23 protein-coding genes are annotated in these 22,098 nt (G+C 71.5%); 9 read left to right on the top strand and 14 right to left on the bottom strand.

The genetic code is table 11. The annotated features are described in order from the left end of the window. The first annotated feature begins 39 nt into the window (after positions 1–39). Both ACZ6R6_RS14460 and ACZ6R6_RS14455 read left to right on the top strand, forming a co-directional pair. Positions 40–558 (top strand): GNAT family N-acetyltransferase, encoded by a 519-nt coding sequence (locus ACZ6R6_RS14460; RefSeq protein WP_470093413.1) that lies wholly within the window; start codon positions 40–42, stop codon positions 556–558. Positions 559–682: 124 nt separating this feature from the next. Further along, a complete protein-coding gene (locus ACZ6R6_RS14455) occupies positions 683–1,279 on the top strand; it encodes a TetR/AcrR family transcriptional regulator (protein WP_470093411.1) in 597 nt (198 codons plus the stop codon). A gap of 98 nt (positions 1,280–1,377) precedes the next feature. Here the strand turns inward: ACZ6R6_RS14455 and ACZ6R6_RS14450 are convergent, their stop codons facing one another. Beyond that, the gene (locus tag ACZ6R6_RS14450) at positions 1,378–1,689 is read right to left on the bottom strand and encodes a hypothetical protein (RefSeq protein ID WP_306861373.1); all 312 of its coding nucleotides are present in this window, start codon (positions 1,687–1,689) and stop codon (positions 1,378–1,380) included. Between the two features lie 147 nt (positions 1,690–1,836). Here ACZ6R6_RS14450 and ACZ6R6_RS14445 point away from each other — a divergent pair, with 147 nt between their 5' ends. Beyond that, positions 1,837–3,279, top strand: a complete 1,443-nt coding sequence (locus ACZ6R6_RS14445) for a DUF7059 domain-containing protein (protein WP_470093409.1) — start codon at positions 1,837–1,839, stop codon at positions 3,277–3,279. 313 nt (positions 3,280–3,592) lie between these two features. On the opposite strand, the gene ACZ6R6_RS14440 is transcribed toward ACZ6R6_RS14445, so the two are convergent. Continuing rightward, positions 3,593–6,655, bottom strand: coding sequence for an AfsR/SARP family transcriptional regulator (locus tag ACZ6R6_RS14440; protein ID WP_470093407.1), 3,063 nt, complete (start codon positions 6,653–6,655; stop codon positions 3,593–3,595). Between the two features lie 319 nt (positions 6,656–6,974). Here ACZ6R6_RS14440 and ACZ6R6_RS14435 point away from each other — a divergent pair, with 319 nt between their 5' ends. After that, the gene (locus ACZ6R6_RS14435) at positions 6,975–7,466 is read left to right on the top strand and encodes a hypothetical protein (RefSeq protein WP_470093405.1); all 492 of its coding nucleotides are present in this window, start codon (positions 6,975–6,977) and stop codon (positions 7,464–7,466) included. 102 nt (positions 7,467–7,568) lie between these two features. On the opposite strand, the gene ACZ6R6_RS14430 is transcribed toward ACZ6R6_RS14435, so the two are convergent. Next, a complete protein-coding gene (locus ACZ6R6_RS14430; RefSeq protein ID WP_470093403.1) occupies positions 7,569–8,213 on the bottom strand; it encodes a GNAT family N-acetyltransferase in 645 nt (214 codons plus the stop codon). A 185-nt stretch (positions 8,214–8,398) separates the two neighbouring features. Beyond that, a complete protein-coding gene (locus ACZ6R6_RS14425; RefSeq protein WP_470093401.1) occupies positions 8,399–9,679 on the bottom strand; it encodes a pyridoxal phosphate-dependent aminotransferase in 1,281 nt (426 codons plus the stop codon). 98 nt (positions 9,680–9,777) lie between these two features. On the opposite strand from ACZ6R6_RS14425, the gene ACZ6R6_RS14420 reads away from it, so the two are divergent. Continuing rightward, positions 9,778–10,713, top strand: coding sequence for a LysR family transcriptional regulator (locus ACZ6R6_RS14420; RefSeq protein ID WP_470093399.1), 936 nt, complete (start codon positions 9,778–9,780; stop codon positions 10,711–10,713). Positions 10,714–10,723: 10 nt separating this feature from the next. Then, on the top strand, positions 10,724–11,392 hold the full coding sequence (locus ACZ6R6_RS14415) for a ribonuclease HII (protein WP_470093397.1): 669 nt from the start codon (positions 10,724–10,726) through the stop codon (positions 11,390–11,392). On the opposite strand, the gene ACZ6R6_RS14410 is transcribed toward ACZ6R6_RS14415, so the two are convergent. Together ACZ6R6_RS14410 and ACZ6R6_RS14405 are read right to left on the bottom strand one after the other, a co-directional pair. Next, a complete protein-coding gene (locus tag ACZ6R6_RS14410) occupies positions 11,389–11,802 on the bottom strand; it encodes a HepT-like ribonuclease domain-containing protein (protein WP_470093395.1) in 414 nt (137 codons plus the stop codon). The two genes, ACZ6R6_RS14415 and ACZ6R6_RS14410, sit on opposite strands and share 4 nt — an antisense overlap. Continuing rightward, complete coding sequence (locus ACZ6R6_RS14405) at positions 11,774–12,085, bottom strand: nucleotidyltransferase family protein (protein WP_470093393.1); 312 nt, start codon at positions 12,083–12,085, stop codon at positions 11,774–11,776. Before ACZ6R6_RS14405 ends, ACZ6R6_RS14410 begins: the two co-directional genes overlap by 29 nt. A gap of 259 nt (positions 12,086–12,344) precedes the next feature. Here ACZ6R6_RS14405 and ACZ6R6_RS14400 point away from each other — a divergent pair, with 259 nt between their 5' ends. Continuing rightward, a complete protein-coding gene (locus tag ACZ6R6_RS14400; RefSeq protein ID WP_470093391.1) occupies positions 12,345–13,373 on the top strand; it encodes an LLM class flavin-dependent oxidoreductase in 1,029 nt (342 codons plus the stop codon). Here the strand turns inward: ACZ6R6_RS14400 and ACZ6R6_RS14395 are convergent. Together ACZ6R6_RS14395 and ACZ6R6_RS14390 are read right to left on the bottom strand one after the other, a co-directional pair. Continuing rightward, positions 13,370–13,756 (bottom strand): SCO5389 family protein, encoded by a 387-nt coding sequence (locus tag ACZ6R6_RS14395; RefSeq protein ID WP_470093389.1) that lies wholly within the window; start codon positions 13,754–13,756, stop codon positions 13,370–13,372. The two genes, ACZ6R6_RS14400 and ACZ6R6_RS14395, sit on opposite strands and share 4 nt — an antisense overlap. Before the next feature lie 63 nt (positions 13,757–13,819). Next, positions 13,820–14,785 (bottom strand): ATP-binding protein, encoded by a 966-nt coding sequence (locus tag ACZ6R6_RS14390; protein WP_470093387.1) that lies wholly within the window; start codon positions 14,783–14,785, stop codon positions 13,820–13,822. A 114-nt stretch (positions 14,786–14,899) separates the two neighbouring features. Between ACZ6R6_RS14390 and ACZ6R6_RS14385 the strand changes: the two genes are divergently transcribed. Beyond that, positions 14,900–15,214 carry a DMT family transporter gene (locus ACZ6R6_RS14385; RefSeq protein ID WP_470093385.1) on the top strand — a complete coding sequence of 105 codons (315 nt, stop codon included), beginning with the start codon at positions 14,900–14,902 and terminating at the stop codon, positions 15,212–15,214. Here the strand turns inward: ACZ6R6_RS14385 and ACZ6R6_RS14380 are convergent. The 5 genes from ACZ6R6_RS14380 to ACZ6R6_RS14360 form a co-directional block, all read right to left on the bottom strand. Then, positions 15,146–15,667 carry an RrF2 family transcriptional regulator gene (locus ACZ6R6_RS14380; protein ID WP_306861347.1) on the bottom strand — a complete coding sequence of 174 codons (522 nt, stop codon included), beginning with the start codon at positions 15,665–15,667 and terminating at the stop codon, positions 15,146–15,148. The genes ACZ6R6_RS14385 and ACZ6R6_RS14380 overlap by 69 nt on opposite strands. A 4-nt stretch (positions 15,668–15,671) precedes the next feature. Further along, positions 15,672–16,547, bottom strand: a complete 876-nt coding sequence (locus ACZ6R6_RS14375; RefSeq protein WP_470093383.1) for an ABC transporter permease — start codon at positions 16,545–16,547, stop codon at positions 15,672–15,674. After that, positions 16,537–17,328, bottom strand: a complete 792-nt coding sequence (locus ACZ6R6_RS14370; protein WP_470093381.1) for an ABC transporter ATP-binding protein — start codon at positions 17,326–17,328, stop codon at positions 16,537–16,539. The genes ACZ6R6_RS14375 and ACZ6R6_RS14370 overlap by 11 nt, the downstream gene beginning before the upstream one ends. A gap of 40 nt (positions 17,329–17,368) precedes the next feature. Further along, positions 17,369–18,436, bottom strand: a complete 1,068-nt coding sequence (locus ACZ6R6_RS14365) for an ABC transporter substrate-binding protein (protein ID WP_470093379.1) — start codon at positions 18,434–18,436, stop codon at positions 17,369–17,371. A gap of 252 nt (positions 18,437–18,688) precedes the next feature. Further along, positions 18,689–20,068, bottom strand: a complete 1,380-nt coding sequence (locus ACZ6R6_RS14360; protein ID WP_470093377.1) for an LCP family protein — start codon at positions 20,066–20,068, stop codon at positions 18,689–18,691. Between the two features lie 232 nt (positions 20,069–20,300). On the opposite strand from ACZ6R6_RS14360, the gene ACZ6R6_RS14355 reads away from it, so the two are divergent. Then, positions 20,301–21,194, top strand: a complete 894-nt coding sequence (locus ACZ6R6_RS14355) for a hypothetical protein (RefSeq protein WP_470093375.1) — start codon at positions 20,301–20,303, stop codon at positions 21,192–21,194. On the opposite strand, the gene ACZ6R6_RS14350 is transcribed toward ACZ6R6_RS14355, so the two are convergent. Then, complete coding sequence (locus tag ACZ6R6_RS14350) at positions 21,152–22,072, bottom strand: NAD-dependent epimerase/dehydratase family protein (protein WP_470093373.1); 921 nt, start codon at positions 22,070–22,072, stop codon at positions 21,152–21,154. The genes ACZ6R6_RS14355 and ACZ6R6_RS14350 overlap by 43 nt on opposite strands. Between the last annotated feature and the right edge of the window lie 26 nt (positions 22,073–22,098).

The raw sequence follows: 22,098 nt of genomic DNA, 5'->3' as shown, positions 1-22,098 counted from the left end.
TAGTTGACATACTCAGCCCGGCGGGGCGACTCTAAGTCCATGATGCGAACTCAGCTCGCACGGGCGCACCGCGGTCCGTCGCCGGCCGTGCCCGGCGACGGCGTCGAGATCCGGCCGGCCCGGGAAGACGACGAGGAGCGGATCCGTCGCTTCCTCGCGGGACTGTCGCCGCGGACGCAGACGCAGCGGTTCTTCACCCGGATCACCCGCCCGAGCGCGACCCTGGTCAGGGCGCTGCTCGCGGTGGACGAGCGGCGGGACGCGCTGCTCGCCGTACGCGGGGAGACCGTCGTCGGCCACGCGATGAGCTTCAAGGGGGACGCGACCGACATCGAGATCGCCCTGGTGGTTGCCGACGAGTGGCAGGGGTGCGGGGTCGGCTCCCGGCTCGCCTGGCGGCTGCTGCGCCGGGCCTCCGTCAGCGGGGCCCGGACGCTCGGGATGGACGTGCTCGGCGACAACCGCAAGGTGCTGTCGATGGTCCGCAGGGCGTGGCCGGAGGCGACCATGCGGGCCTCCGGCGGGGCCGTCCAGGTGACGGCGGCGGTGGACCTGTGACCCGTCCGGGGTGGTCTCCCAGGTCCGGGGCGGGCCGTCGCGGCCGAGGCGATATGCTCGACTCGCTCTGAGGCGTCCCCGCGATATTTGCGGAACAAGGTTCTGTTGCCGCACCATTGGGCTTGTGAAGAGTGCCAAGAACGGACGCGACGGCCGCACCCGGATCGTCGAGGGTGCCCTGCGCCGATTCAGCCAGGACGGCGTCTCGGCCACCACACTGGCCAGCCTCCGCGAGGAGAGCGGCGTCAGCGTCGGTAGTTTTTACCACCACTTCGCGAGCAAGGAACACGTCTACGGCGTGCTCTACGCCGACACCCTCCGGATGTATCAGGAGGTCTTCCTCGCCGAGCTGCGGCGGCACGAGGGCGCCAAGGAGGGCATCGAGGCCATCGTCGCGCTGCACATGGCCTGGTGCGGCGAGAACCGCGAGCGGGCGCACCTGCTGATCAGCGAACGGCCGCCCAAGCGCGACGAGCCGGGCGGCACCGAGGTGTCGGATTCGCGCCGTGCGTTCTTCAAACAGGTCTCCGACTGGTGGCGCCCCCACATGAAGGACGGCCTGCTCCAGCCCGTCCACCCGACCATGTGCTACGTGCTCTGGCTCGGCCCCGCCACCGAGATGTGCCGTCTGTGGTTCGCCGGCGCCCACCAGCCCACCCAGGAGGAGATAGCGGGCCTGTGCGAGGCGGCCTGGCAGAGCCTGCGCCAGCAGCCCGCCTGACCCCGGCCCCGCGCGGGCCCCGCGGCGGGCCGGCGCGGCCTCGGCGCGTTCCCGCCGGCCGGCGCGGCCTCGGCGCGTTCCCGCCGGCCGGCGCGGCCTCAGCGCGCTCCCGCCAGCCGGCGCAGCCGGGTGGGCACCCGCCAGACCTCCTCGTCCAGCGAGATGTCCAGCCGCAGGTCCTGGCGGCGGCGGCGCAGGCCGGGCACGCGCACCCGGTCGCAGACGTCGAACCTGCCGCGCCGGGGGTAGCCGAAGCCCAGCTCCCCGGGCAGGACCCGCAGCTCGTCCCGGTTGCCGCAGCGGGGACAGGTCCAGGCGACCAGGTCCATCCCCCGGTTGTAGTCGTGGCAGGCGCGGAAATACTCATCAGGGCGGAAACGGGACTCGCAGGCGAAGCACGGGATCAACATCACGGATCCTTTGAGCGGATGAGGCGGCTCTACAGGATTACCCCTCCGTGCTTGAGGTCGGCTTGCAGAATGCTTACGCAATCTGTAACAGTCTGATCACTCTGTGCATCGAGGGGATGATGAGGCCGCTGATGCGAGGATGGCCCGGTGAACGATCTGCCTGTCCGGCTCCGGGAGCTGCTGCTCGAGGCCGGCTACACCATCGACGGCGTCCGTGAGCGGCTCGGCGAGGTCGCCGCCACCGCGCTCTCCCGTGAGGAGACGGTGCCCGCCCTGCGCGCCACCCGCGACGGAGACCTCCTCGGCACGCTGATCCGGCTGTGGTGGCTCGGAGTGCCGGTGGAGGCGCCCGCCGCTCTCCCGGTGGCCGACCTGGCCGCCGCCGGCCTGGTGGCGGCGGAGGCGGGCCGGATCACCTCCACGGTCCACCTGCAGCCCTGGGAGACGGGCGGCTACGTCGTCTCCGACCGCAAGGTCAGGCCCGGCGACCCCGCCCTGCGCGAGGAGCACGTCGTCGGTGCGGGCGGGGCCTCGGCGAACCTGGCCCAGCTGGTCTCCCGCCGCCCGGTGGAGCGCGCTCTCGACCTCGGCACCGGGTGCGGGGTCCAGGTGCTGCACCTGGCCGGCCGGGCCGAGGAGATCGTGGCCACCGACGTCAATCCCCGCGCCCTGGAGATGGCCCGGCTGAGCTGGGCGCTGTCCGGGGTCGAGGGGGTGGAGGCCCGGCGCGGCTCCCTGTTCGACCCCGTGGAGGGCGACCGCTTCGACCTGATCGTCTCCAACCCGCCGTTCGTGATCTCCCCCGCCGGCCGGTTCACCTACCGGGAGTCCGGCTCCGCGGCCGACGACTTCTGCCGCGACCTCGTACGGCTGGCCCCCCGCTTCCTCGCGCCCGGCGGCACCTGCCAGCTGCTGGCCAACTGGTTGCACGTCGGCGGCGAAGACTGGCGGGACCGGGTGGGCGGCTGGCTGACCGGGACCGGCTGCGACGGCTGGGTGGTGCAGCGGGACGTGCAGGACCCGGCCGAATACGTGGAGCTGTGGCTGCGGGACGCCGCCGAGCAGGGCACCCCCCGCTACCGCGAGCTCTACGACGGCTGGCTCGGCTGGTTCGAGTCCCTCGGCGTCACCGGGATCGGCTTCGGCTGGATCACCATGCACGACTCCGGCAGCCTCGACCCGGTCGTGCGGGTCGAGGAGTTCGGCCAGCGGGTGGAGCTGCCGGTGGGCGGCTACGTCGACGGGGTGCTGGGCTCGATCGCCGAGGCGCACCGGCTGTCCGACGCGGAGCTGCTGGGCGCCCGGCTGGCGCTGGCCGACGGCGTGCTGGAGGAGCGGATCGGCCCGCCCGGCGCGGAGGACCCGGCGAGGATCACGCTCAGGCAGACCGTCGGGCTGCGCCGCAGTGCACAGGTGGGGACCGTGGAAGCGGCTCTCGCCGGGGTCTGCGACGGTGATTATCCACTGGACCCGCTGCTCGCCGCGATCGCGGAGCTCACCGGGGAGGACCCCGATGAGCTGCGGTCCAAGGCTCCCGGAGTGCTCCGTCCACTGATCGCCGAAGGGTTTTTCCACATATCCACAGGGTGATCGTCCACAGGCTGTGGATATCTCTGCCGATCGCTTTTTGATCGAAAGTTGAACGCCGGGGGACATGCTCTGGCTGTGGGCACGGATCCCGGGGGGAAAGGGACCGTGTTCGAGTCCGGCCGGTCGTCGAAGTGAGGCGGCCGGCCACCGGGTGACGCACCGGATGACCGGGCCCCCTACGCGTCCCCCGATGGCCTGACGGCTGGCCGGGCACCCACATCCATCCGACTCCAGGCTCAGACCGACAGGGACCCCGGTGATCAACCACTTCTGGATGACGCGTCTAGACGACGACCTGTACGACGGCCTCGGGTCAGTTGCCGACGTGGTCGCGATCGAGCAGGGCACGCAGGTCCGCGGCCTCGGGCGCGCCGAGCCTGACGAAGATGTCATGGGCGCGCTGGAGACAGTCATGGCTGCGGGCGGTGCTGCCGAGCCCCGCGAGCGCCCTGCCTAGCACCCACAGCGACAGCGCCTCGCCGTACGGGTGGCCGATCTCGCGGCTGACCGTCAGGGCCTGCTCCGCGTGGCGGGTGGCGTCGGAGAACCGGCCGGCGGTGATGAACGTCTCGGCCAGCCGCGAGCAGACCCGCTGCTCCCACACCCGCTGCTTGCTGGCCCGGAAGAAAGCCAGGCACTCGGCATGATGGTGGACCGCCTCGTTGAGCCGCCCGACCCGTGACAGGACCATCCCCAGGTGGTAGCGGGCCCGGGCGGTGCCCGCGCTGGAGCCCATCTCGATGAAGACGGCCAGCGCCTGCTCGGCGGCGGCGGTCGCCTCCTCCTGCTGGCCCAGGAACAGGTGGTCGCGGGCGGAGTAGCTGAGCGCCAGGGCCTCACCGCCCCGCGCGCCGACCTCCCTGAACACCTCGCGCGCCGAGTCGAACCAGGCCAGCGCCTCCACGTGGCGGCGCCGGCGGCCGGCCACGACGGCCAGCGCGTTCATCGCCTCGCCGGTGACGATCCGGTCGCCCCCGGCGGCCAGGTCCAGCGACGCCCGGAACTCGCTGTCGGCCTCGGCCAGCCGGTTGGCGCCGAACAGCACCCGGCCCAGCACGTAGTGGCAGCGCAGCTCGCTGGAGGTGGCGCCGAGCCGCTGGGCGACGGCCAGCATCTCCCTGGTCCGCTGCTCGAACTCCCGGGCGTGGCTGCCCGACTCCAACAGCGGCTCCATGGCCAGCAGCAGGTCGGCGCCGGGCAGCAGGGCCTCGGCCGCCCGGGCGCCGCTCGCCTGGGCGATCGAGGCGAACAGCGACTCCGCCTCGACCGACAGCCAGGCCACGGCCTCGTCGGCCGAGCCGAACGCGTGGCCCGTCCCGGCCACCGCGAGCTGGTCGGCGACCGTGCTGCCCTCGTAGGCGAGCCGGTGCGCCGACCGCGCGGAGGCCAGGTAGAAGTCGAGCAGCCGGCGCAGCGCGGGCGCGCCCTCCCCGTCGGCGGCGGCGCCCTCCGCCCCGGCCCGCGGTCCGGTCTCCCCCTCGGCGCGCTCCGCGGTGCGGCGGGCGAAGAGCTTGAGCAGGTCGTGGAAGCGGTAGCGGCCGGGGGCGGGGGCCTCCAGCAGGCTGGCGTCCACCAGGGACTCCAGGATGTCCTCGGTGTCCATCGGGCCCAGCGCGAGCAGCGCGGCGGCGGCCCCGATCGAGATGTCCGGGCCGCCGGGCAGGGAGAGCAGCCGGAACGCCCGGGCCTGCGCCGGGCCGAGCTGGCCGTAACCGAGGGCGAAGGTCGCCTCCACCGCGAGGTTGCCCACGCGCATCTCGTCCAGGCGGCGGCGCTCGTCGGCCAGCCGGGACACCAGCGAGGCGACCGTCCAGGAGGCGCGGGCGGCCAGGCGCGCCGCCACGATCCGCACCGCGAGCGGCAGGAAGCCGCAGGCGGCGACGGCGTCCATGGCGGCGGCGCGCTCGGCGGCCACCCGCTCGGCGCCGGCGACCGTGCCGAACAGGCCCAGCGCCTCGTCCGGCTCCATGACGTCCAGGTCGACCAGCCGGGCCGAGGCCAGGTCGGCGAGCTTGTGACGGCTGGTCACGATCGCCGCGCAGCCGGTCGAGCCGGGCAGCAGGTGGCTGACCTGGGCGGCGTCCCTGGCGTTGTCGAGCAGCACCAGCATCCGCCGCTCGGCCAGGATCGAGCGGAACAGCGCCGACCGCTCGGCCAGGCCGTCCGGGATGACGTCGGCGGGCAGGCCGAGGCCGCGGAGGAAGGCCGCCAGCACGGACTCGGGGGCGGCCGGATCCTCACCGTATCCGCGCAGGTCGGCGTAGAGCTGGCCGTCGGGGAACAGATCGTGCAGGGTGTGGGCGACGTGCACCGCGAGCGTCGTCTTGCCGACCCCTCCGATGCCGGAGATGGCGGCCACCGGCACCCCGTCGGCCCCGCCCTGGGTGGACAGCAGGGTGCACAGCCGGGCGACGATCTGGCGGCGGCCGGTGAAATCGTTCACCGCCGCGGGGAGCTGCGCCGGGCGTGGCAGCTCGGGGATCACGGGCTCGGCGGCCTCCGCCTCCCGGACGGGCTCGGCGGCGGCGGCGAGCGTGGGCCGTACCGGGTCGGCGCCGGAGACGGAGACGGAGGCGGGGACCGGCGCGGGAGTGAGGCCCGGGTCGCCGGTGAGGATCCGTCGGTGCAGGGCGCTCAGGTCGGGTCCCGGCTCGATGCCGAGCTCCTCGATCAGCGCGGCGCGGGTGTCGGCGAAGGCCGCCAGCGCCTCGGCCTGCCGCCCGCACCGGTAGTAGGCCAGCATGAGCTGGGCCCGCAGCCGCTCGCGGAGCGGGTGGTCGGCGGTCAGCGCGATCAGCTCGGAGACGACGTCGGCGTGCCGGCCCAGCTCCAGGTCCAGGTCCATCAGGGTCTCCAGCACGCTCATCCGGCGCTCGACGAGCCGGTCGCGCTGGTGCTCGGCGTAGGGGCCGACGGCCCCGGCCAGTGGCTCGCCGGTGCACAGCGCGAGGCTCGCGCGCAGGCTCTCGGCGGCTCCGGCGAGGTCGCCGGCGCGGCGGGCGGTCTCGGCCTCCTGGACGCCCTGGTCGAAGAGGCTCAGGTCGAGGACGCCGCCGTTCAGGCGCAGCGCGTAGCCCCGGCCGACCGAGGTGAGCAGCTCGGGGCGGGTGCGGGGGGACCTGCCGGGCTCCAGCACGGCCCGCAGCCGGGAGACGTAGGTGCGCAGCGCCCCGAGGGCGCGTGGCGGGGCGTCCTCCCCCCAGACCGCGTCGATCACCTCGCCCGGCGTGACCGCCCGGTTCTCGCGCAGCAGCAGCATCGCCAGGATGGAACGTTGCAAAGGGGTGCCCAGATCGAGCTCTATGCCGTCACGCCACGCCTGGACAGGGCCGAGTACGGCGAAGCGCAGTCCGTCTCCGCTGTCCTGAACGGCCATTTCTCTGATCTCCGCATCAATGGAAAGTTTTATGGCCAAATGATAGATCCTTGGTTGCTTACTCCATAGATGGCCGCTCGCTCGTTAACCGAAGCGTTGATTAGCCGTCAATCGGGCGTTGAGCCGTCAACGTGATGCTGAGGGCTGTCGGGCATGGCGCCATACGGGGGCTGCCATGCCCGACATGTCAGTAGTTTGCAGGCGTCGATCAGGCGTTGATAAAGGCGCTGTAAGTGCGGTGCAGGCGGCACGCCTTATCAATGAGCCATGGCTCCTCCACCAGGAAAAGGGAGCCGCCCCACCCTCAGGGAGAACCATCATGCGCCGCACGACCCGCACCCTCATGGGCCTGGCCGCCGCCACCGCCGTCATCGCGGCCGGCGTCCCGGCCCTGGCCACCTCAGCCTCGGCCGCCACGCTCACCGCGAGCACGACCGCCACCAGTGACTACGACGACTACTGGGGCTACGACTACTCCAAGTACTACGACGACTCCCGCGCCAAGGCCAAGGGGCGCGTGTGGACCGACGACTTCGACAGGGTCCACGTCCAGGGCAAGCTCTACGACAAGTACTCGCCGAGCTGGCTGTGCGGCTACGCCCAGGTCAAGTTCGAGAACGAGGACGGCGACGAGACCTACAACTGGAGCAAGAAGTGCGGCTCCAGCGGCTACCAGAACTTCCACTTCTGGAAGGGCGACGTCGACAACGTCCAGGTCCGGGTCTGCTACTGGGACAACCACCAGGCCAAGAAGAAGCTGTGCGGCAGGTGGGACTACATCTACGAGGTCGACGGCGACGACGACGAGTGAGGCGGGGCCGGTCGGACCGGCCGCCGGAGGAACATCAGGCCCGCCCGGAGTCCCGGGCGGGCCTTTCTGTTCCATGAAGTCATCGAAGTTTCGGGGACGCCTCTACGCGGCCTCGACCAGACCGAGCCGCGCGTGGAGCCGTTCTCGGACGAGCGGCCACTCGGAGCTCAGGATCGAGTAGTAGGCGGTATCTCGGACCGTGTCGTCGGCGCCTCGGGTCTCAGCCCGTCGCACACCGTCGAGGTGCGCGCCGAGGGCCTCGATGGCGGCCCGGGAGCGTACGTTCCGTACGTCAGCCTTGAGCGTGATGCGGTGGACCTGCCAGGTCTCGAAGGCGAGTGAGAGCATCAGGTATTTGCTCTCCCGGTTGACACCCGTGCCCTGGGCCGAAGCGGCCAGCCAGGTGTAACCGATGTCCGCCACGGACGGGACCTCGCCCACCGCACCATGTGCACCCGGCGGCCAGGGCATGGGGCCCTGCCAGTACTCCAGGTTCATGAGACGGGTGGCACCGACGATGCGGTCGGTGTGCAGCCACCGGATGGCGAAGGGCATCGTGCGGCCCTCCGCCTGCTCAGCCAGAGTGGCCTCCACGTAGGAGACCATCTCGCCCCGGCCATGGGGGACGCGAGTGAAGGCGTAAGTAGAACGGTCTTCACTCGCCGCGGCGACGAGGTCGTCGACGGCCGCGAGGCTGAGCGGTTCCAGGCGCACGGAGCGCCCGGACAGGGTGACAAAAGCGGGCATGAGCACATGATGGGGGCTCTTCGAGATGCCCGGCGCCAAATGACACGGGACATCTTGGTGAGCATCCAGGAAAATGCCTGTCTCCCTGGCGCGTGGAGCGCAAAAGCGCAGGTCAGCCACGCGGATGTGGTCTCAGGCGGCGGTGCCGCCCGAGTAAATTTTCCGCCAAGTGCGACCGCCGTCGATCACCCCGCCGCCGGGGTCGGGACCAGGGCCGTGCGCACGAGCCTGCTGGGGACCCGCCGCGCCGCGTTGAGGCCGGTCAGGGCCTCGCTCAGGTGGTCCAGCGAGGCCGAGATCCAGGGCAGCCCGAGGGGGTCGGCGGAGCCCAGCGCGGCCAGTCGCCGCTCGGTCGTCTCGCCGTACAGGAGACTGGTCGCCACCCGCACCCGCAGGGCCCTGGGATCGTCGCCGAAGGCGTGTCCGGGGAGCACCCCGACGCCGTGGCTGTCGAGCAGGTCCGCGGTCAGCTCGGCGGAGGTCGCGTAGGCCAGCCCGGTGAAGTCGGGGTAGAGGTAGAAGCCGCCCTGCGGCGCGTCCACCCGTACACCCGCCCGGACGAACCTCTCGTGCACCGCCCGTGCCACCGTGCCGTGCAGCCTGCGGCTGTCGTCGATCCGCTCGACGAGCTCGGCGGGCTCGGTGTAGGCGTAGGCCGCCGCCTGCTGGACGGGGGCCGCGGGGCTGGACCAGATCTCGCTGGCCACGGCGAGCAGCCGGTCGCGCAGCGCCACGGACGGGAGCCGGGCGACGCCGATCCGCCAGCCGCCGAGGGCCAGGCTCTTGCTGAGCCCGCTGGTGATCACAGTGCGTTCGGGGGCCAGGTCGGCCGGGCTGAGGAAGCGCGCGGCGGGGTCGTGGACGAGGTCGCGGTAGATCTCATCAGAGATGATCATGAGATCGAGGTCGCGGGCGACCTCGGCGATCCGCCTGATCGTGTGCGCGGCGGCCAGCGTGCCGGTGGGGTTGTCGGGCAGCGTGACCAGCAGCGAGCGCACCTCACGCCCCTGGGAGCGCGCGTGCAGGACCGCGGAGGCGACCCGCTCGGGGTCCGGCACCCCTCCCTCGCCGGGGGGCGCCGGTACGAGCAGGGGACGCGCCCCGACCAGGTCCGCCTGGGCGGCGTAGCTGACCCAGCTCGGCATCGGCAGCACGATGTCGCCGCCGATCGCCAGCAGCAGGCCGTACAGCAGGGACTTGCTCCCGGGGCCGCAGACCACCAGCTCCGGATCGGTGGGCAGGCCCCGCCGGTGCCAGTATCCGGCCGCCGACTCGCGCAGCGCGGCCGCCCCGGCCACCGGCCCGTATCCGTTGTGCTCGGAGGCGGCGATCAGCCGCTCGCGCAGCGCCGGATGAACGGGCAGACCGGCCTCGCCGAAGGCCAGGTGCAGCACGCGCTCACCGGCGCGCCGTCTTCGTTCGATGTCCTCGTTGGCCGCCAACGTGGCGGAGAGCGTCACGTTCATGGGGAGTCCTCTCGCTCATTGCGGAACGTTCCCAAGCGTGGTGGGCTGTAGGCATCAGCACAAGCTTTGGTTGTTGTGGGTAGGCATAAGGAAGTCTGATGCTCGATCTGCGCCGTCTGGCGGTGATCTGCGAGTTCGCCCGCCGGGGAAGCATCGCGGCCACCGCCGCCTCCCTCGGTTACAGCCCGTCGGCGGTCTCCCAGCAGCTGGCGGCCCTGGAACGGGAGGCCGGGGCCGTGCTCCTCGACCGGACCGCGCGCAGCGCGGAGCTGACCGACGCCGGGCGCCGCCTGGTCGAGCACGCCGAACGGATCCTGTCCATGGTCGAGACCGCCGAGTCCGACCTGTCCGCCCAGGCGGCGACCCCCTCCGGCCGGGTCACCGTCACCGCCTTCCCCACCGCCGCGGTGGCCTTCGCGCCCGCCCTGGCCCGGACGCTGCGCCGGCACACCGCGCTGACCCTGCGGATGGGGCAGGGACGCTCCGGGCGCGGGATGCGCGAGGTCCAGTCGGGCGAGGTGGACATCGCCCTGGTGGACGACTGGTACGGCCGGGTGCGCGAGTCCGACACGCTGCGGGTCTTCCCGCTGCTGCACGATCCGCTGGTGCTCGTGGTGCCGCGCAAGCACCGCCTCGCCTCGCTGGATGAGCCCGTTGACCTGCGGGAGCTCCGTGACGAGCCGTGGATGGCCACCCCGGACGGCGAGCCCTCCCGGCTGGCCGTCGACCGCCTGCTGGCCGACTTCGGCGGCGCCCAGCCGGTGCCCTGGGAGTTCGAGGGCCTGGGCACCATCCTCGGCCTGGTCGCCAAGGGCATCGGCATCGCGGCCGTCCCCGCCCTGGCCCTGGCCTCCGGAGTCCGCGGCATCGTCGTCCGCCAGTTTCCCGGCGCCCCAGTCGGCCGCGACGTCCACGCCGTCGCCCGCGCCTCCGGCGTCCACCGCCCCGCCGTCTCCGTCACCCTGCGCGCCGTCCACGTCGCCGCCCGCCTGCTGGCCGCCGACCTGGAGGCGGTGGAGCTCGCCGCCCGGTAACGTCGGGGACGTGCCTCCCTCCTACGCGCTCGAGCGACTGCTGTCGGCCGGCGGGACGAAGACAGTGGCCGGGGTCGACGAGGTCGGGCGAGGGGCCTGGGCCGGGCCGGTGGCGGTCTGCGCGGTCGTCACCGACCTGTCGGAGCCGCCCGCGGGCCTGACCGACTCCAAGATGCTCAGCCCCGCCCGCCGCACATCCATGGTGGCCGAGATCACCGGCTGGGCGGCCGGGATCGGGTACGGCGAGGCGTCGCACGAGGAGATCGACGAGCTCGGCATGACCGAGGCCCTGCGCCGGGCGGCCAGACGGGCGCTGGCGGAGCTGCCGGTCCGGCCCGACGCGGTCATCCTCGACGGCAAGCACGACTACCTGGGCGCGCCGTGGCCGGTCCGGTGCGAGATCAAGGGCGATCTGTCCTGCGTCTCCGTGGCCGCCGCCTCGGTGATCGCCAAGGTCCGCCGCGACGCCTACATGGCCTCGCTCGGTCTGGCGGACTACGGCTTCGCCGACAACGCGGGCTACCCCTCCCCGGTTCACCAGAAGGCCCTGGCCGAGCTCGGCCCGACCGAGCACCACCGGCTGTCCTGGTCCTACCTGGACGACCTGCCCCGCTGGCGCCACCTCAAGAAACACCGCAACCCCCTGGCCGGAGAGGGTCAGCTCGGGCTGTTCGGCTAGGAAAGCCGCCCACCGGCCGAGCCACCAGGTGGTTCAAGCTGTTTCGCGGAGTCGGGGTTGATCAGCCGGAGAAGGTCCAGCGCATGCCTTTCCAGGGTGGGGACATCGACCTTGGACGTTTTCCAGACCGCGCTGAGGTCTATCGAGAAGTAAGCATGGGCGAGGATGTTCCGGAGGCCCCGGATGGATCGCCGGGCGACCTCGGGACGTCTGGCTCTGGTGGCTTCGCTTATGCCGTTCGCGGCTTCGCCGATGTTCATGATCTTCCACTGCGCGGCTGACTGCAGCTGCTCGTCATGGAGCCACTGATCTTCCTCTACGCCCTTGAGGAAGGTCGCGATGGATCGCGCGGACTTGACGATGTCGGCGAGGTAGAGCTCGTCACGCCGCGTAGAGGACTCGGGCGTCATGCAGGATCTGATCCCTGACCGTCTCGTTGAGGTAGCGCTTGGCCACCAGGTCGACGGGGCGGTCGAAGAGAGCCTCCAGCTCCTCCTGAAGCGTCATGATCTCAAGGAGGCCGAGCGGGGCGCCCTCGGCGTGGACGTACAGGAGGTCGAGGTCGCTGTCCGGCCGTTCCTCTCCTCGCGCGACGGATCCGAAGACGGACAGCTCGCTGACGCCGAACTGCTGGCACAGCTCGGTAAGCCGCGCTTTCACCGTGTCGAAGTCCGTCTCCGCCTCCCTCTCCATCGGGCCATGCGTCCTGATCCGAACTCGGTGGTGTGACGTTCTTTCTCGGAATGATGACGATCTCACTGTCCATCTCCATGAAGGCGGCGTCGTCACCTGTGCGGGGTGCCGGATCTCCGCGGGGTCCCGGATCTCCGCGGGAACCGGCCGGAACGGTGATCTGGCCTTCCCCGTTCACGCGCGCCGTTCCAAAGTACTCACCATGCGTATCGGTGTCTTTCTGGTTGCGGCCGGATTTCCGGGGCGGGAGCCGGGGGCGGTGTTGCGGGAGACGGTGGAGGCGGTCGTCGCCGCCGAGGAGGCGGGGTTCGACGACGCGTGGATCGCCGAGCACCACTTCATGCCGTACGGCGTGTGCCCGTCGGCGGTGACGCTGGCCGGGGTGGCGCTGGGCCGTACCTCGCGGATCCGGGTCGGGACGGCGGTGAGCGTGCTGTCGACCCGGCACCCGGTCGACCTCGCGGAGCAGGCGGCGGTCCTCGACCAGGTCTCCGGGGGGCGGTTCGCGCTCGGTGTCGGGAGGGGCGGGCCGTGGGTGGACCTGGAGGTGTTCGGGACGGGGCTGGCGCGGTTCGAGCGCGGCTTCGCCGAGTCGCTCGACCTGCTGTGCACGGCTCTGGGCCGGGAGAGGGTCTCGGCGGACGGGGAGTTCTTCCGGTTCAGGGAGGTGCCCATGGTGCCCGCGGTCCGGCTCCGGCCGGTCGTCGCCTGCACCTCGCCGGAGACCGTGGCGCTCGCCGCCGATCGCGGGCTGCCGATGCTGCTGGGCATGCACATCGGAGACGAGGAGAAGGCCGCCATGCTCGGCGACTATCGGGAGGCGGCCGTACGGCGGGCGCCGGGCGGCCGGGAGGGCGGGGAGCCCGGCGGGCGGGGACCTGGCGCCGGAGGGCCCGGCGGGGAGCCGGGCGGCCCGGCGGGGCCGCCCCCGCCCGGGCACGTGGCGGCGGTCGTGGGGCACGTGGGCGACTCGACGGCGCAGGCCGTCAGGGAGCTGAAGGAGGCCATGCCGCGGTGGCTGGAGCCGGGGCTGGCGGGATACGTGCCGGTGGACGGCCGGCCGCGGCCCCGGCGCGACATCGGCCGGTATGTGGACTTCCTGTGCGACACGCACCCCGTCGGCTCGCCCGGCCGCTGCGTGGAGAGGATCACCCGGACCGTGGAGGCCACCGGCCTGCGGCACCTGATCCTCATGGTCGAGGGCGCGGGCGAGCAGGCCCGCACCCTCGGCAACATCAGGCGGCTCGGGGCGGAGGTGCTGCCCCGGGTCCGTGGACGGCGCCCCTAGCAGTCGACCAGTTCGGGCGTCTGGTTGAGGATCTGGGACCTGGCGGTGACGAACTCCGCGTGGGCCCTGGTGGCCGAGGGGTCGAAGACCGCGACCCGGTGGCAGTTCTGGAAGGCCAGCCGGACCCCGAAGTGCCGCTCCAGGGCACCGCGCATGGAGTCGCTGGCGAGGCAGCGCAGGAGCTGGCCGCGGGCGCTCTCGTCCGGCGGCGGGACGGTGTTGTCGGCGAACTCGGCGCCGCTGCGGTCACGCTGCTCGACCAGCTCGCTGATCACCGACCAGGCGTAGGGCAGGGAGTCGCGGACGCAGGCGACGAATGCCTCGTCGTCCACGTCACCGGCTTTCGCCTGATCGATAAGATCGTTCGAAACGGTCAGCGACATGCTGCGTTCTCCTCTCAGAAGGGGATCGTTCAGACACTAGGTCGGGCCCGCTGAGCGCTCCATCTAGCGCAGGAGCGACACTCGCGTGGGCCCGAAGACGAAGTCGGGGTCGATCTGGGCGGCGAGGTCCTCCCCGGTGGCCCTGTCCGCCCAGGCCGCGGCGTTCTTGAGATGGAACTCCACGGCCTGGCGGCCGAACCGGGGCCAGTCCTTCTCCTGGGCGTCCAGGTGCTTCAGAAGCCTGCCCAGGGCCTGGGTGTTGGCCGGTTCCAGGTCCTCCAGGGTGAAACGGCGCCCCTGCTCCATCGCCCGGACCGCCGCCGAGTGCTCCAGGCACACCAGCAGGTCCTCGCCGACGTGCTCGCGCAGGAACTCCACATCCTCCGGCCCGTGCACCTTGTTGCCCACCACCGCCACCGGCACGCCGTGGCCGGCCGCGTAGTCGCGGTATTGCCGGTAGACCCCCACGCCCTGCCGGGTCGGCTCGGCCACCAGGAACGTCATGTCGAAACGGGTGAACAGCCCCGAGGCGAAGGAGTCGGCCCCGGCGGTCATGTCGACCACCACGTATTCTCCCGCTCCGTCGACGAGATGGTTGAGATACAGCTCCACCGCGCCGACCTTGGAGTGGTAGCAGGCCACTCCGAGGTCGTCGTCGTCGAACGGGCCGGTGACCATCAGCCGCACTCCCTCCGGGGTGGCGGCGGTGAAGGCGGCGTGAATCGGGTCGTCGGGCTCTTCCAGGCGCAGCAGCCGCGAGCCGCGGCCGGGCGGGGTGGTCTTGACCATCGTCGCGGCCGAGGAGATGCGCGGGTTGACCCCGCGCAGGAACTCCTTGATCTCGCTCAGGTGCGCGCCCATCGGCCGGGGCAGCGCGCCCTCCGCCACGCCCAGGGCCATGCCCAGGTGCTGGTTGATGTCGGCGTCGATCGCGACGACCGGCCCGCCCCGGCGGGCGGTGTATCTCGCGAACAGCGCCGAGACGGTCGTCTTGCCGCTGCCGCCCTTACCGACGAATGCCACCCTCACGACGACGATCCAATCTGATTATGAAAATCATTGCAACCTCTGACCGTGGTTATCATGCCACGGTCGGTGAGCGCGCGTGACGGGTAGGCGAGGAAAGGGATCGGGAGGCGGCCGGTGGCGTGGTTGGTTCTGGTGGTGTCCGGAGCGATGGAGACGGCCTGGGTGGTCGCCCTGGAGAGATCCGACGGGTTCTCCAGGCCGCTGCCCACTGTGATCTTCGTGGTGACGCTGGCCCTGAGCATGGCCGGGCTCGGCTACGCGTTGAAGTTCATCCCGGTCGGCACCGCCTACGCGGTGTGGGTCGGGATCGGCGCGGTCGGCACGGCGCTCGTCGGCATGGTCTGGCTCGACGAGCCGTCGTCAGCGGCCCGGATCGCCTGCCTGCTGCTGGTGGTGGCCGGGATCGTCGGCCTGAAGGTCTTCCACTGACCGGCGCGGGTCCCGGGGCCCCTTCACCGCCTGGTCGTACTGGGCGTGGCCGGGGCGGGCGTCGGGGAGCGCGTCCTTGGCGATGTGGGCGAGGGTGATCTCGGTGAGCAGCGTCTCCTCGTGCTCGCGCAGCAGGCTCCACACGTCGGCCAGGGGCCCGGCGACCCCCGGGTAGCCGCCGTGCTGGGAGTGCTCGGGGTTGCCCTCGACCACCATGACCACATCGGCCAGGGTGATCTCCTCGGCCGGCCGGGCCAGCCAGTAGCCCCCGTCGGGGCCGCGCTGGCTGTGGATGAGCCCGGCCCGCCGCAGTTGCAGCAGGATGTTGTCCAGGAACCTCCGGGGGATGTTCTGCGCCACCGCGATCTTCTCGGCGGGCACGGGGCCGGGCGGCGCGGCGGCCAGTTCGGTGGCGGCCCGCAGCGCGTACTGGGTTCTGGCGGAGATCCGCATGTCGTCAGTTGCGCACCTGCTGGAGGCCCCAGCGGCGGCGCAGGGAGTTGTCGGCCGTCTCGAACAGCAGGTCCACCCCGATGCCGATGACCAGAATAATGATCATGGTGGCGAGCAGACCGGCCGAGTCGGCGAGCTCGCGGTCGTAGTAGAGCCGCTCGCCCAGCGAGGACTGGTGGGCGATGATGACCACCAGCTCACCGGCCATCAGCGAGCGCCAGGCGAAGGCCCAGCCCTGCTTGAGCCCGGCGAGGAACGACGGCAGCGACGCCGGCAGGATCACGTGGCGGTAGAGCTGGAGGCGGCGGAAGCCGAGCACGTGACCGGCGCGCAGCAGGATCGGCGGCGTGTAGTCCACCCCGCCGATCAGGCCGTTGGCGATGGACGGCGCGGCACCGAGGATGACCACGAAGGTGATCGCGCTCTCGGTCAGCCCGAACAGCAGGATGGCCAGCGGGAACCAGGCGATCGACGGCATGGTCTGCAGGCCGGTGATCAGCGAGCCGAAGGCGGCCCTGAGCACCCGGACCCGGGACACCAGCGCTCCGACGACCAGCCCGGCCAGCACCGACACGGCGAAGCCGGTTACCGCGCGGCGCATCGTCACGCCGATGGCCTCCCAGTATTCGCCGCTGGTCAGGCGGTCGGCGAGGACCGGGACCACGTCGGCCGGCCCGGCGAAGACGTAGTCCGGCCAGAAGCCGGCCCACACCACGCCCTGCCAGATCGCCAGCACCATGCCGGCCGCCAGCGCCATCGGCCAGACGCGGCCCCAGATCCGGGGGGCGAGCCTGCTGCGCGTGCCGCCGCCCAGCTCCAGGGCGTCGAGCCCGGCGAGCTGCCGGGCATGGGTGTCGGGGGTCACCTGGTCAACGGCCATGGCGCATGACCTCCTCGCGCAGGCGGCCGGTTATGGCTCCGGCGATCTCGGCCACCTCCGCCGAGTCGGTGCGGCGGGGCCGGTCGAGGGTGACCGCGAAGTCCTCGACGACCCGGCCGGGGCGGCTGCTGAGCAGGACCACCCGGTCGCCGAGCCGTACGGCCTCGCGGACGTTGTGGGTGACGAACAGCACGCTGAGACCGCGCTCGCGCCAGATCCGCTCCAGCTCGTCGTGGAGCAGGTCGCGGGTCATCGCGTCCAGGGCGCCGAACGGCTCGTCCATCAGCAGCACGTCCGCGTCCTGGGCGAGCGCGCGGGCCAGGGACACCCGCTGGCGCATGCCGCCCGACAGCTCGTGCGGGCGCTTGGCGCCGAAGCCGCCCAGGTGGACGATCTCCAGGAACTCCCCCGCCCTGGCCCGACGGTCGTGCTTGGCCACGCCCTGGACCCGCAGCGCCATCTCGACGTTGGCCGAGACGGTGAGCCAGGGGAACAGCGCGGGTTCCTGGAACATCATGGCGATCTTGCGTCCCTCGGTGCCGATCCGGCCCGCCGTGGGGCTGTCGAGCCCGGCGACCAGGGAGAGCAGCGTGCTCTTGCCGCAGCCGGAGGCGCCGAGCAGGCAGACGAACTCGCCCGGCTCGACGGAGAGCGAGACGTTGTCGAGGGCCAGGAGGCCGTTCTTGCCCTGGCCGTAGATCTTGGAGACGCCGTCCAGTCGGACCGCGGGCCCGCCGCCCGCGGTCCGGCCTTCCGTCCGCTCCCTGAGCGGAGCTGTCATTTGCCCTCCTCCTGGGGGACCTGGGGGACCGATCGGGCGCTTACTTGTCGACGACCGCGGTCTCGCCCTTGGCTTTGAGGATCTCGTTGAGGGGGTCGAGGTCGTAGATGCCGTTCAGGTCGACCGGCTGCAGCAGCCCGATCTTGATCGCGTGGTCCGCGCTGCCGATCAGCGAGGAGGCGATCGGGTCGTTGGTGAAGGTGATGTTCTTGAAGACGCTGTCGAGGACCTCCTGCTTGAGCGGCTTGCCGCTCAGCTTCTCCAGCGCGCTGTTGACGGTCTTGGCGGCGTCGGCCGGGTCGGCGTTGATCGCGGCGTTGGACTCGACGTGCCCTTCGAGGAGCTGCTTGACCGTCTCGGGGTGCTGGGCGGCGAACTCCTGGCGGACGATCAGGTGGGTGATGACGAACTGCTTGTCCGGCCAGAGGTCGCGCTCGTCGACGAGGATCTTGCCCTTGCTCTCCAGGACCAGGCGGCTGGCGAACGGCTCGGGCACCCAGGCCCCGTCGATGTCGCCGGTGGCGAAGGTCTGCAGGGTCTGCGAGTTCTCCTGCGGGACGATGTTGACGTCGCCGCCGCCCTTGGTGTCGGTCTTCAGGCCCTTCTCCTGCAGCCAGTAGCGCAGGGCCACGTCCTGGGTGTTGCCGAGCTGCGGTGTGGCGATCTTCTTGCCCCTGAGGTCCTCGACCCCGTTGATCTCGGGTTTGACGACCAGGTAGACGCCACCGGAGGCCGAGCCGGCGACGATCTTGATCGCCTTGCCCTTGGACTTGGCCCAGGCGTTGATGGCCGGGTTGGGGCCGATGTAGGTGGCGTCGACCGCGCCCGAGAAGACCGCCTCGATCGCGGCCGGGCCGGCGTTGAAGGTGCTGGTCTTGAGCTTGGTGGCGCCGAGGTGCTTGGCGAACAGACCCTTCTCGATGCCGACCAGCGCCGTGGAGTGGGTGATGTTGGGGAAGTATCCGAGCCGGACCTCCGCGAGCTTGTCCCCGCCGCCGGCGGAGGCCGCCGTCCCCGTCGTCTCCGAGCCCCCGCAGGCGGTCGCCAAGGTCGTGAGCGCCAGGGCGGCCAGTGCGGCCACCACCCCGCGGACCCTGCGAGCGTTCATGACTACTCCCTAATTCCTACTTAATAAGTCGGTTATGCGTATATAAGAACCCGCACTGCCTACCAGTCAAGTAGGAATCATGGAGAATGGCCCATCGTTACCGCTCTGTGTTCTTCCGTGCCGTCTCGGTCACTCCCGGACCGGGCCACGGCCGCAGAAGGGGGCCGGGGCCGACCGGCGGAGGACACGCCGCCGGGCCGGCCCCTCGGCGGGCCGGCCCGGCACGGGTGCCGGTGGGGACCGGGCCGCGCGTCAGCCGCAGGCGAAGTCGAGGGTGATGGCGCCGTGCACGTCGTCCTTGGAGGGGATCTTGCCGGAGCCGGCCTTGGACGGCTTGGCGGCGTCGGCTGCCGACTTCGCCAGGATCGAGCTGACCTTGTGCTTGATCAGACGGTAGTCGGGGTCAGCGGTGTTGATCAGCGGGGGGACGAACTGGAAGCTCTTGATCCTGGATTCCTTCACCTTGTCGGACAGGTCGATCAGGTTCGGCAGCAGCCCCTGCGGGATGTCGGTGGAGACGGCGTGCACCGTGGCGTCGGCCAGCTTCTCGAAGCTCCGCAGCACCGTCACCGGGTCGGCCTGTTTGGCGACGGCGTTCATCAGGCACTTCTGCCTGCCCATCCGGACGTAGTCGTCGCTGTAGGTGCGGGCCCGGCCGAACCAGAGCGCCTCCTCACCCGACAGCTTCCGGGTGCCCGCCTGGATCAGGCCCTCGTTCTCCCTGCCGTACACGATGGGCTCCTTGACGGTGAGCCTCACCCCGCCCATCGCGTCGATGATCGCGGCGAAGCCGCTCATGTCGACCATCGCGTAATGGGTGATGTCCAGCCCGGTGATGTCGCTGAGCGTCCTCTTGAGCAGGGTCGGGCCGCGCTGGCCCTTGGGGACGCCCGGGACCATGCTGGGATAGTCCTCGGCGTACTGGAAGACCTCGTTGAGCAGGCCCGGGCTGTAGGGGGGCTCGCCTCCGAAGCCGTAGGGGAACTGCTCGCGGGGCGGTCCGGCCGGCATCGGGACGTTCTCCAGGTTCCTCGGCAGGCCGAACAGCACGGTGTCGCCGGTCCGGGTGTCGATGCTGGCGACGGTCATGCTGTCGGTGCGCACGCCGGGCCTCTTGGGCGCCGCGTCGGCGCCGATCAGCAGGATGTTGACCCGCTCGCGGCCCTTCCAGGGGTCCACCGGGATCGGGGCGGTGGTGGCGGCGAACACCGAGGTGACCACGTGCTGGGAGACGAAGGCCAGGCGGGCGGCGTAGACCATCGGGGTGACCACCGCGACGCACAGCAGGCCGACCGCCAGGGCCGAGAGGTAGCGGGCGGGGCGGGTCAGCGACTCCGGGCGGACCAGTTGGTAGGAGCGGACGACCACGGCCACGGTGGCGGCGGCCAGCAGCAGGGCGCCCAGCGCGAAGCTCCACAGCCAGGCCGGCTGCACGGCCAGGGAGAGCAGCTCCGTCCTGACCTTCAGCAGGGTGATCACGATGGCGGCGACGAGGGTCAGATAGACCCCCATCAGGAGGGCGCCCGTCACGCGCCGACCCACCCACAGGTGGGCCAGCCCCCACAGGGCGGCTGAGCCCAGCGTTAGCGCCAGGCCCGTTCCGATGCTCTGACCACCCCGTTTACCTGCCATCTTTCTAACATCTCCTGTCCGTGGGATCCACGTGTCACAGGTTAGTAACGGTTGTCGGATGAATGGGCTATGTCGCTGCGCGACGCGCGGAGAAGTCCAGGTCAAGCTTCGGTGAGTGAAGCCTGTCGTTTCGGGCGATCACTGATCTCCAAATTGCGGTCAAAAAGGATATCTGCCGGGTTTTGGCAGGTGGGGATGGGGATTCCCAGGTAAGGCCGGGGAGGGGGATCCTGTGCGAGCGGTAATCAGTGCGATCTTGATCGTGCTCTGCTGCGTCTCCGCGCCGCTCGCGCTCACCGGGTTCTGGGTGGCGGGCGACATCGCCGACACCGATCGCTACGTCGGGAACATGGCCCCGCTGGCCACCGACCCGGACATCCGGGAAGAGGTCGTCGAACACGTCACGGTCGCGATCACCGGACCGCTCCGGAAACGGACGCCGTCGCCCGCCGAGGACCTCGTCCGCACGTTGGTGGAGGGGGTCGTCGCCGGTGACGACTTCCCCGCCATCTGGGAGGGCGCCAACCGGGTGGCGCACCGGCAGCTCGTCGCGGTCCTGTCGGGCGACGGCGGCCAGGGGGCGCCGGAGGACGGCACCGTCAGCATCGACCTCACCCCGGTGTACGACCGGGTCAGGGCCCCGGTGGACGACCTGATGAAGCAGGAGCTGGGCGCCCCCCTCCCCGACCTGCACCCGGTGATCGAACTGTCCTCCTCCGCCGACCTGGTCAGGGTGCGGGCCGTCTACACCTGGTCGCTCAGACTGAAATGGGTGCTGCCGGTCCTGTCCCTGGCCTTCCTCGTGGCGGGGGTGGCGCTGGCGGGCGACCGGATGAGGGCGTTGCTGGGGGCCGGTCTCGGCCTGGCCGCGAGCATGCTCGTGCTGGCCGCCGGTCTGGCCGTGATCCGCGACGTCTACCTGCCCGAATACCTGAGCAGCGCGATGTCGGACGCCGCCGCCACCACCGTCTTCGACGCGCTGACCGGATTCCTGAGAGCCGGCCTGCGGGTGATCTTCGCTGCCGGCCTGGGCATGGCCGGGACGGCCTTCTTCCTGGCCCACCGGGCGCGGCGGGACCACCGTCACCAGCCGGCGGCGCCCGCGAACGACGTCGCCGCGGGCTGAAAGCCCAGCCGGTCACGGGCGGCGCTGATGTCGAGGGTCCGCTCCACCGCCAGGTGACCCGCGGCGTAGCGGGTCAGCCGGGGTGGACGCGGGCGGCCGAGCAGGCGGAAGGCGGTCTCGGCGGCGGCGGCGAGGGGGCCGACCAGCTTGAGGGGCAGATAGTACGGCTCGGCGTCGATGCCGCGTTCGCCGAGGATCGCGCGCAGGGCGTCGTCGAGGACGACCGGCCGGGCGTCGGTCACGTTGAAGACGCCGTTGCCGACGGGGCCGGCGGCGGCCAGCAGGCAGGCCCGGACCAGGTTGTCCACCGAGGTCAGGCTGACCAGCTGGCGCCCGTCGCCCACCGCCAGGAGCCTGTTTCCCCGGACCGCCCCCAGCACCCGGGGGAGCAGGGTCGTGTCGCCCGGCCCGTAGACGGCGTGCGGCCGCAGGACGACCGCCTCCCCCAGGACCCGCTCCGCGGCGGCCTTGGCGGCGCCGTAGGCGTTGGCGTACCGGCTGACCGGGGCCAGGTCCTCGGTGGCCATGACGGTCGGCCGGAACGGGTCGTAGACGCTGGCCGTGCTCACGTGCACGAACCTGGCCCCCGGGAAGGCCGCGGCCGCGCTGCGGGTCCCGTCCACGTTGGCCGCCCAGATCTCCTCCGGCGGCCCCCAGTCGGTGACGCTCCCGGCGCAGTGGACCACCACGTCCACCTCCGGCAGCTCCGGCCGGCCGCCCAGGAGATCCCAGGACGTGTACGGCGCGCCGCCCACATGGCAGGGTGCCACCGACGGCCGCCTGCCGAAGGCGGAGACCTCCCATCCCTCGGCCACGGCCGCGCGGCAGACCGCCCCGCCGACGAATCCCGACGCCCCCGTCACCCCGACCCTCAGCACGTCGCGCCCCCCGTCCCGGGCGGGCC

Source organism: Streptosporangium sp. NPDC048886, assembly GCF_055586905.1.
This window is presented reverse-complemented; position numbering and strand designations above follow the sequence as displayed.

Excerpts from the sequence above, each read along its gene's own strand:
- ACZ6R6_RS14360 (WP_470093377.1), bottom strand. The coding sequence starts at position 20,068 with ATGGCAGGTAAACGGGGTGGTCAGAGCATCGGAACGGGCCTGGCGCTA.
- ACZ6R6_RS14380 (WP_306861347.1), bottom strand. The coding sequence starts at position 15,667 with ATGCGGATCTCCGCCAGAACCCAGTACGCGCTGCGGGCCGCCACCGAA.
- ACZ6R6_RS14420 (WP_470093399.1), top strand. The coding sequence starts at position 9,778 with ATGCTCGATCTGCGCCGTCTGGCGGTGATCTGCGAGTTCGCCCGCCGG.
- ACZ6R6_RS14375 (WP_470093383.1), bottom strand. The coding sequence starts at position 16,547 with ATGGCCGTTGACCAGGTGACCCCCGACACCCATGCCCGGCAGCTCGCC.
- ACZ6R6_RS14450 (WP_306861373.1), bottom strand. The coding sequence starts at position 1,689 with ATGTTGATCCCGTGCTTCGCCTGCGAGTCCCGTTTCCGCCCTGATGAG.
- ACZ6R6_RS14460 (WP_470093413.1), top strand. The coding sequence starts at position 40 with ATGATGCGAACTCAGCTCGCACGGGCGCACCGCGGTCCGTCGCCGGCC.
- ACZ6R6_RS14435 (WP_470093405.1), top strand. The coding sequence starts at position 6,975 with ATGCGCCGCACGACCCGCACCCTCATGGGCCTGGCCGCCGCCACCGCC.
- ACZ6R6_RS14410 (WP_470093395.1), bottom strand. The coding sequence starts at position 11,802 with ATGACGCCCGAGTCCTCTACGCGGCGTGACGAGCTCTACCTCGCCGAC.
- ACZ6R6_RS14370 (WP_470093381.1), bottom strand. The coding sequence starts at position 17,328 with ATGACAGCTCCGCTCAGGGAGCGGACGGAAGGCCGGACCGCGGGCGGC.
- ACZ6R6_RS14425 (WP_470093401.1), bottom strand. The coding sequence starts at position 9,679 with ATGAACGTGACGCTCTCCGCCACGTTGGCGGCCAACGAGGACATCGAA.
- ACZ6R6_RS14440 (WP_470093407.1), bottom strand. The coding sequence starts at position 6,655 with ATGGCCGTTCAGGACAGCGGAGACGGACTGCGCTTCGCCGTACTCGGC.
- ACZ6R6_RS14430 (WP_470093403.1), bottom strand. The coding sequence starts at position 8,213 with ATGCCCGCTTTTGTCACCCTGTCCGGGCGCTCCGTGCGCCTGGAACCG.
- ACZ6R6_RS14365 (WP_470093379.1), bottom strand. The coding sequence starts at position 18,436 with ATGAACGCTCGCAGGGTCCGCGGGGTGGTGGCCGCACTGGCCGCCCTG.
- ACZ6R6_RS14395 (WP_470093389.1), bottom strand. The coding sequence starts at position 13,756 with ATGTCGCTGACCGTTTCGAACGATCTTATCGATCAGGCGAAAGCCGGT.
- ACZ6R6_RS14405 (WP_470093393.1), bottom strand. The coding sequence starts at position 12,085 with ATGGAGAGGGAGGCGGAGACGGACTTCGACACGGTGAAAGCGCGGCTT.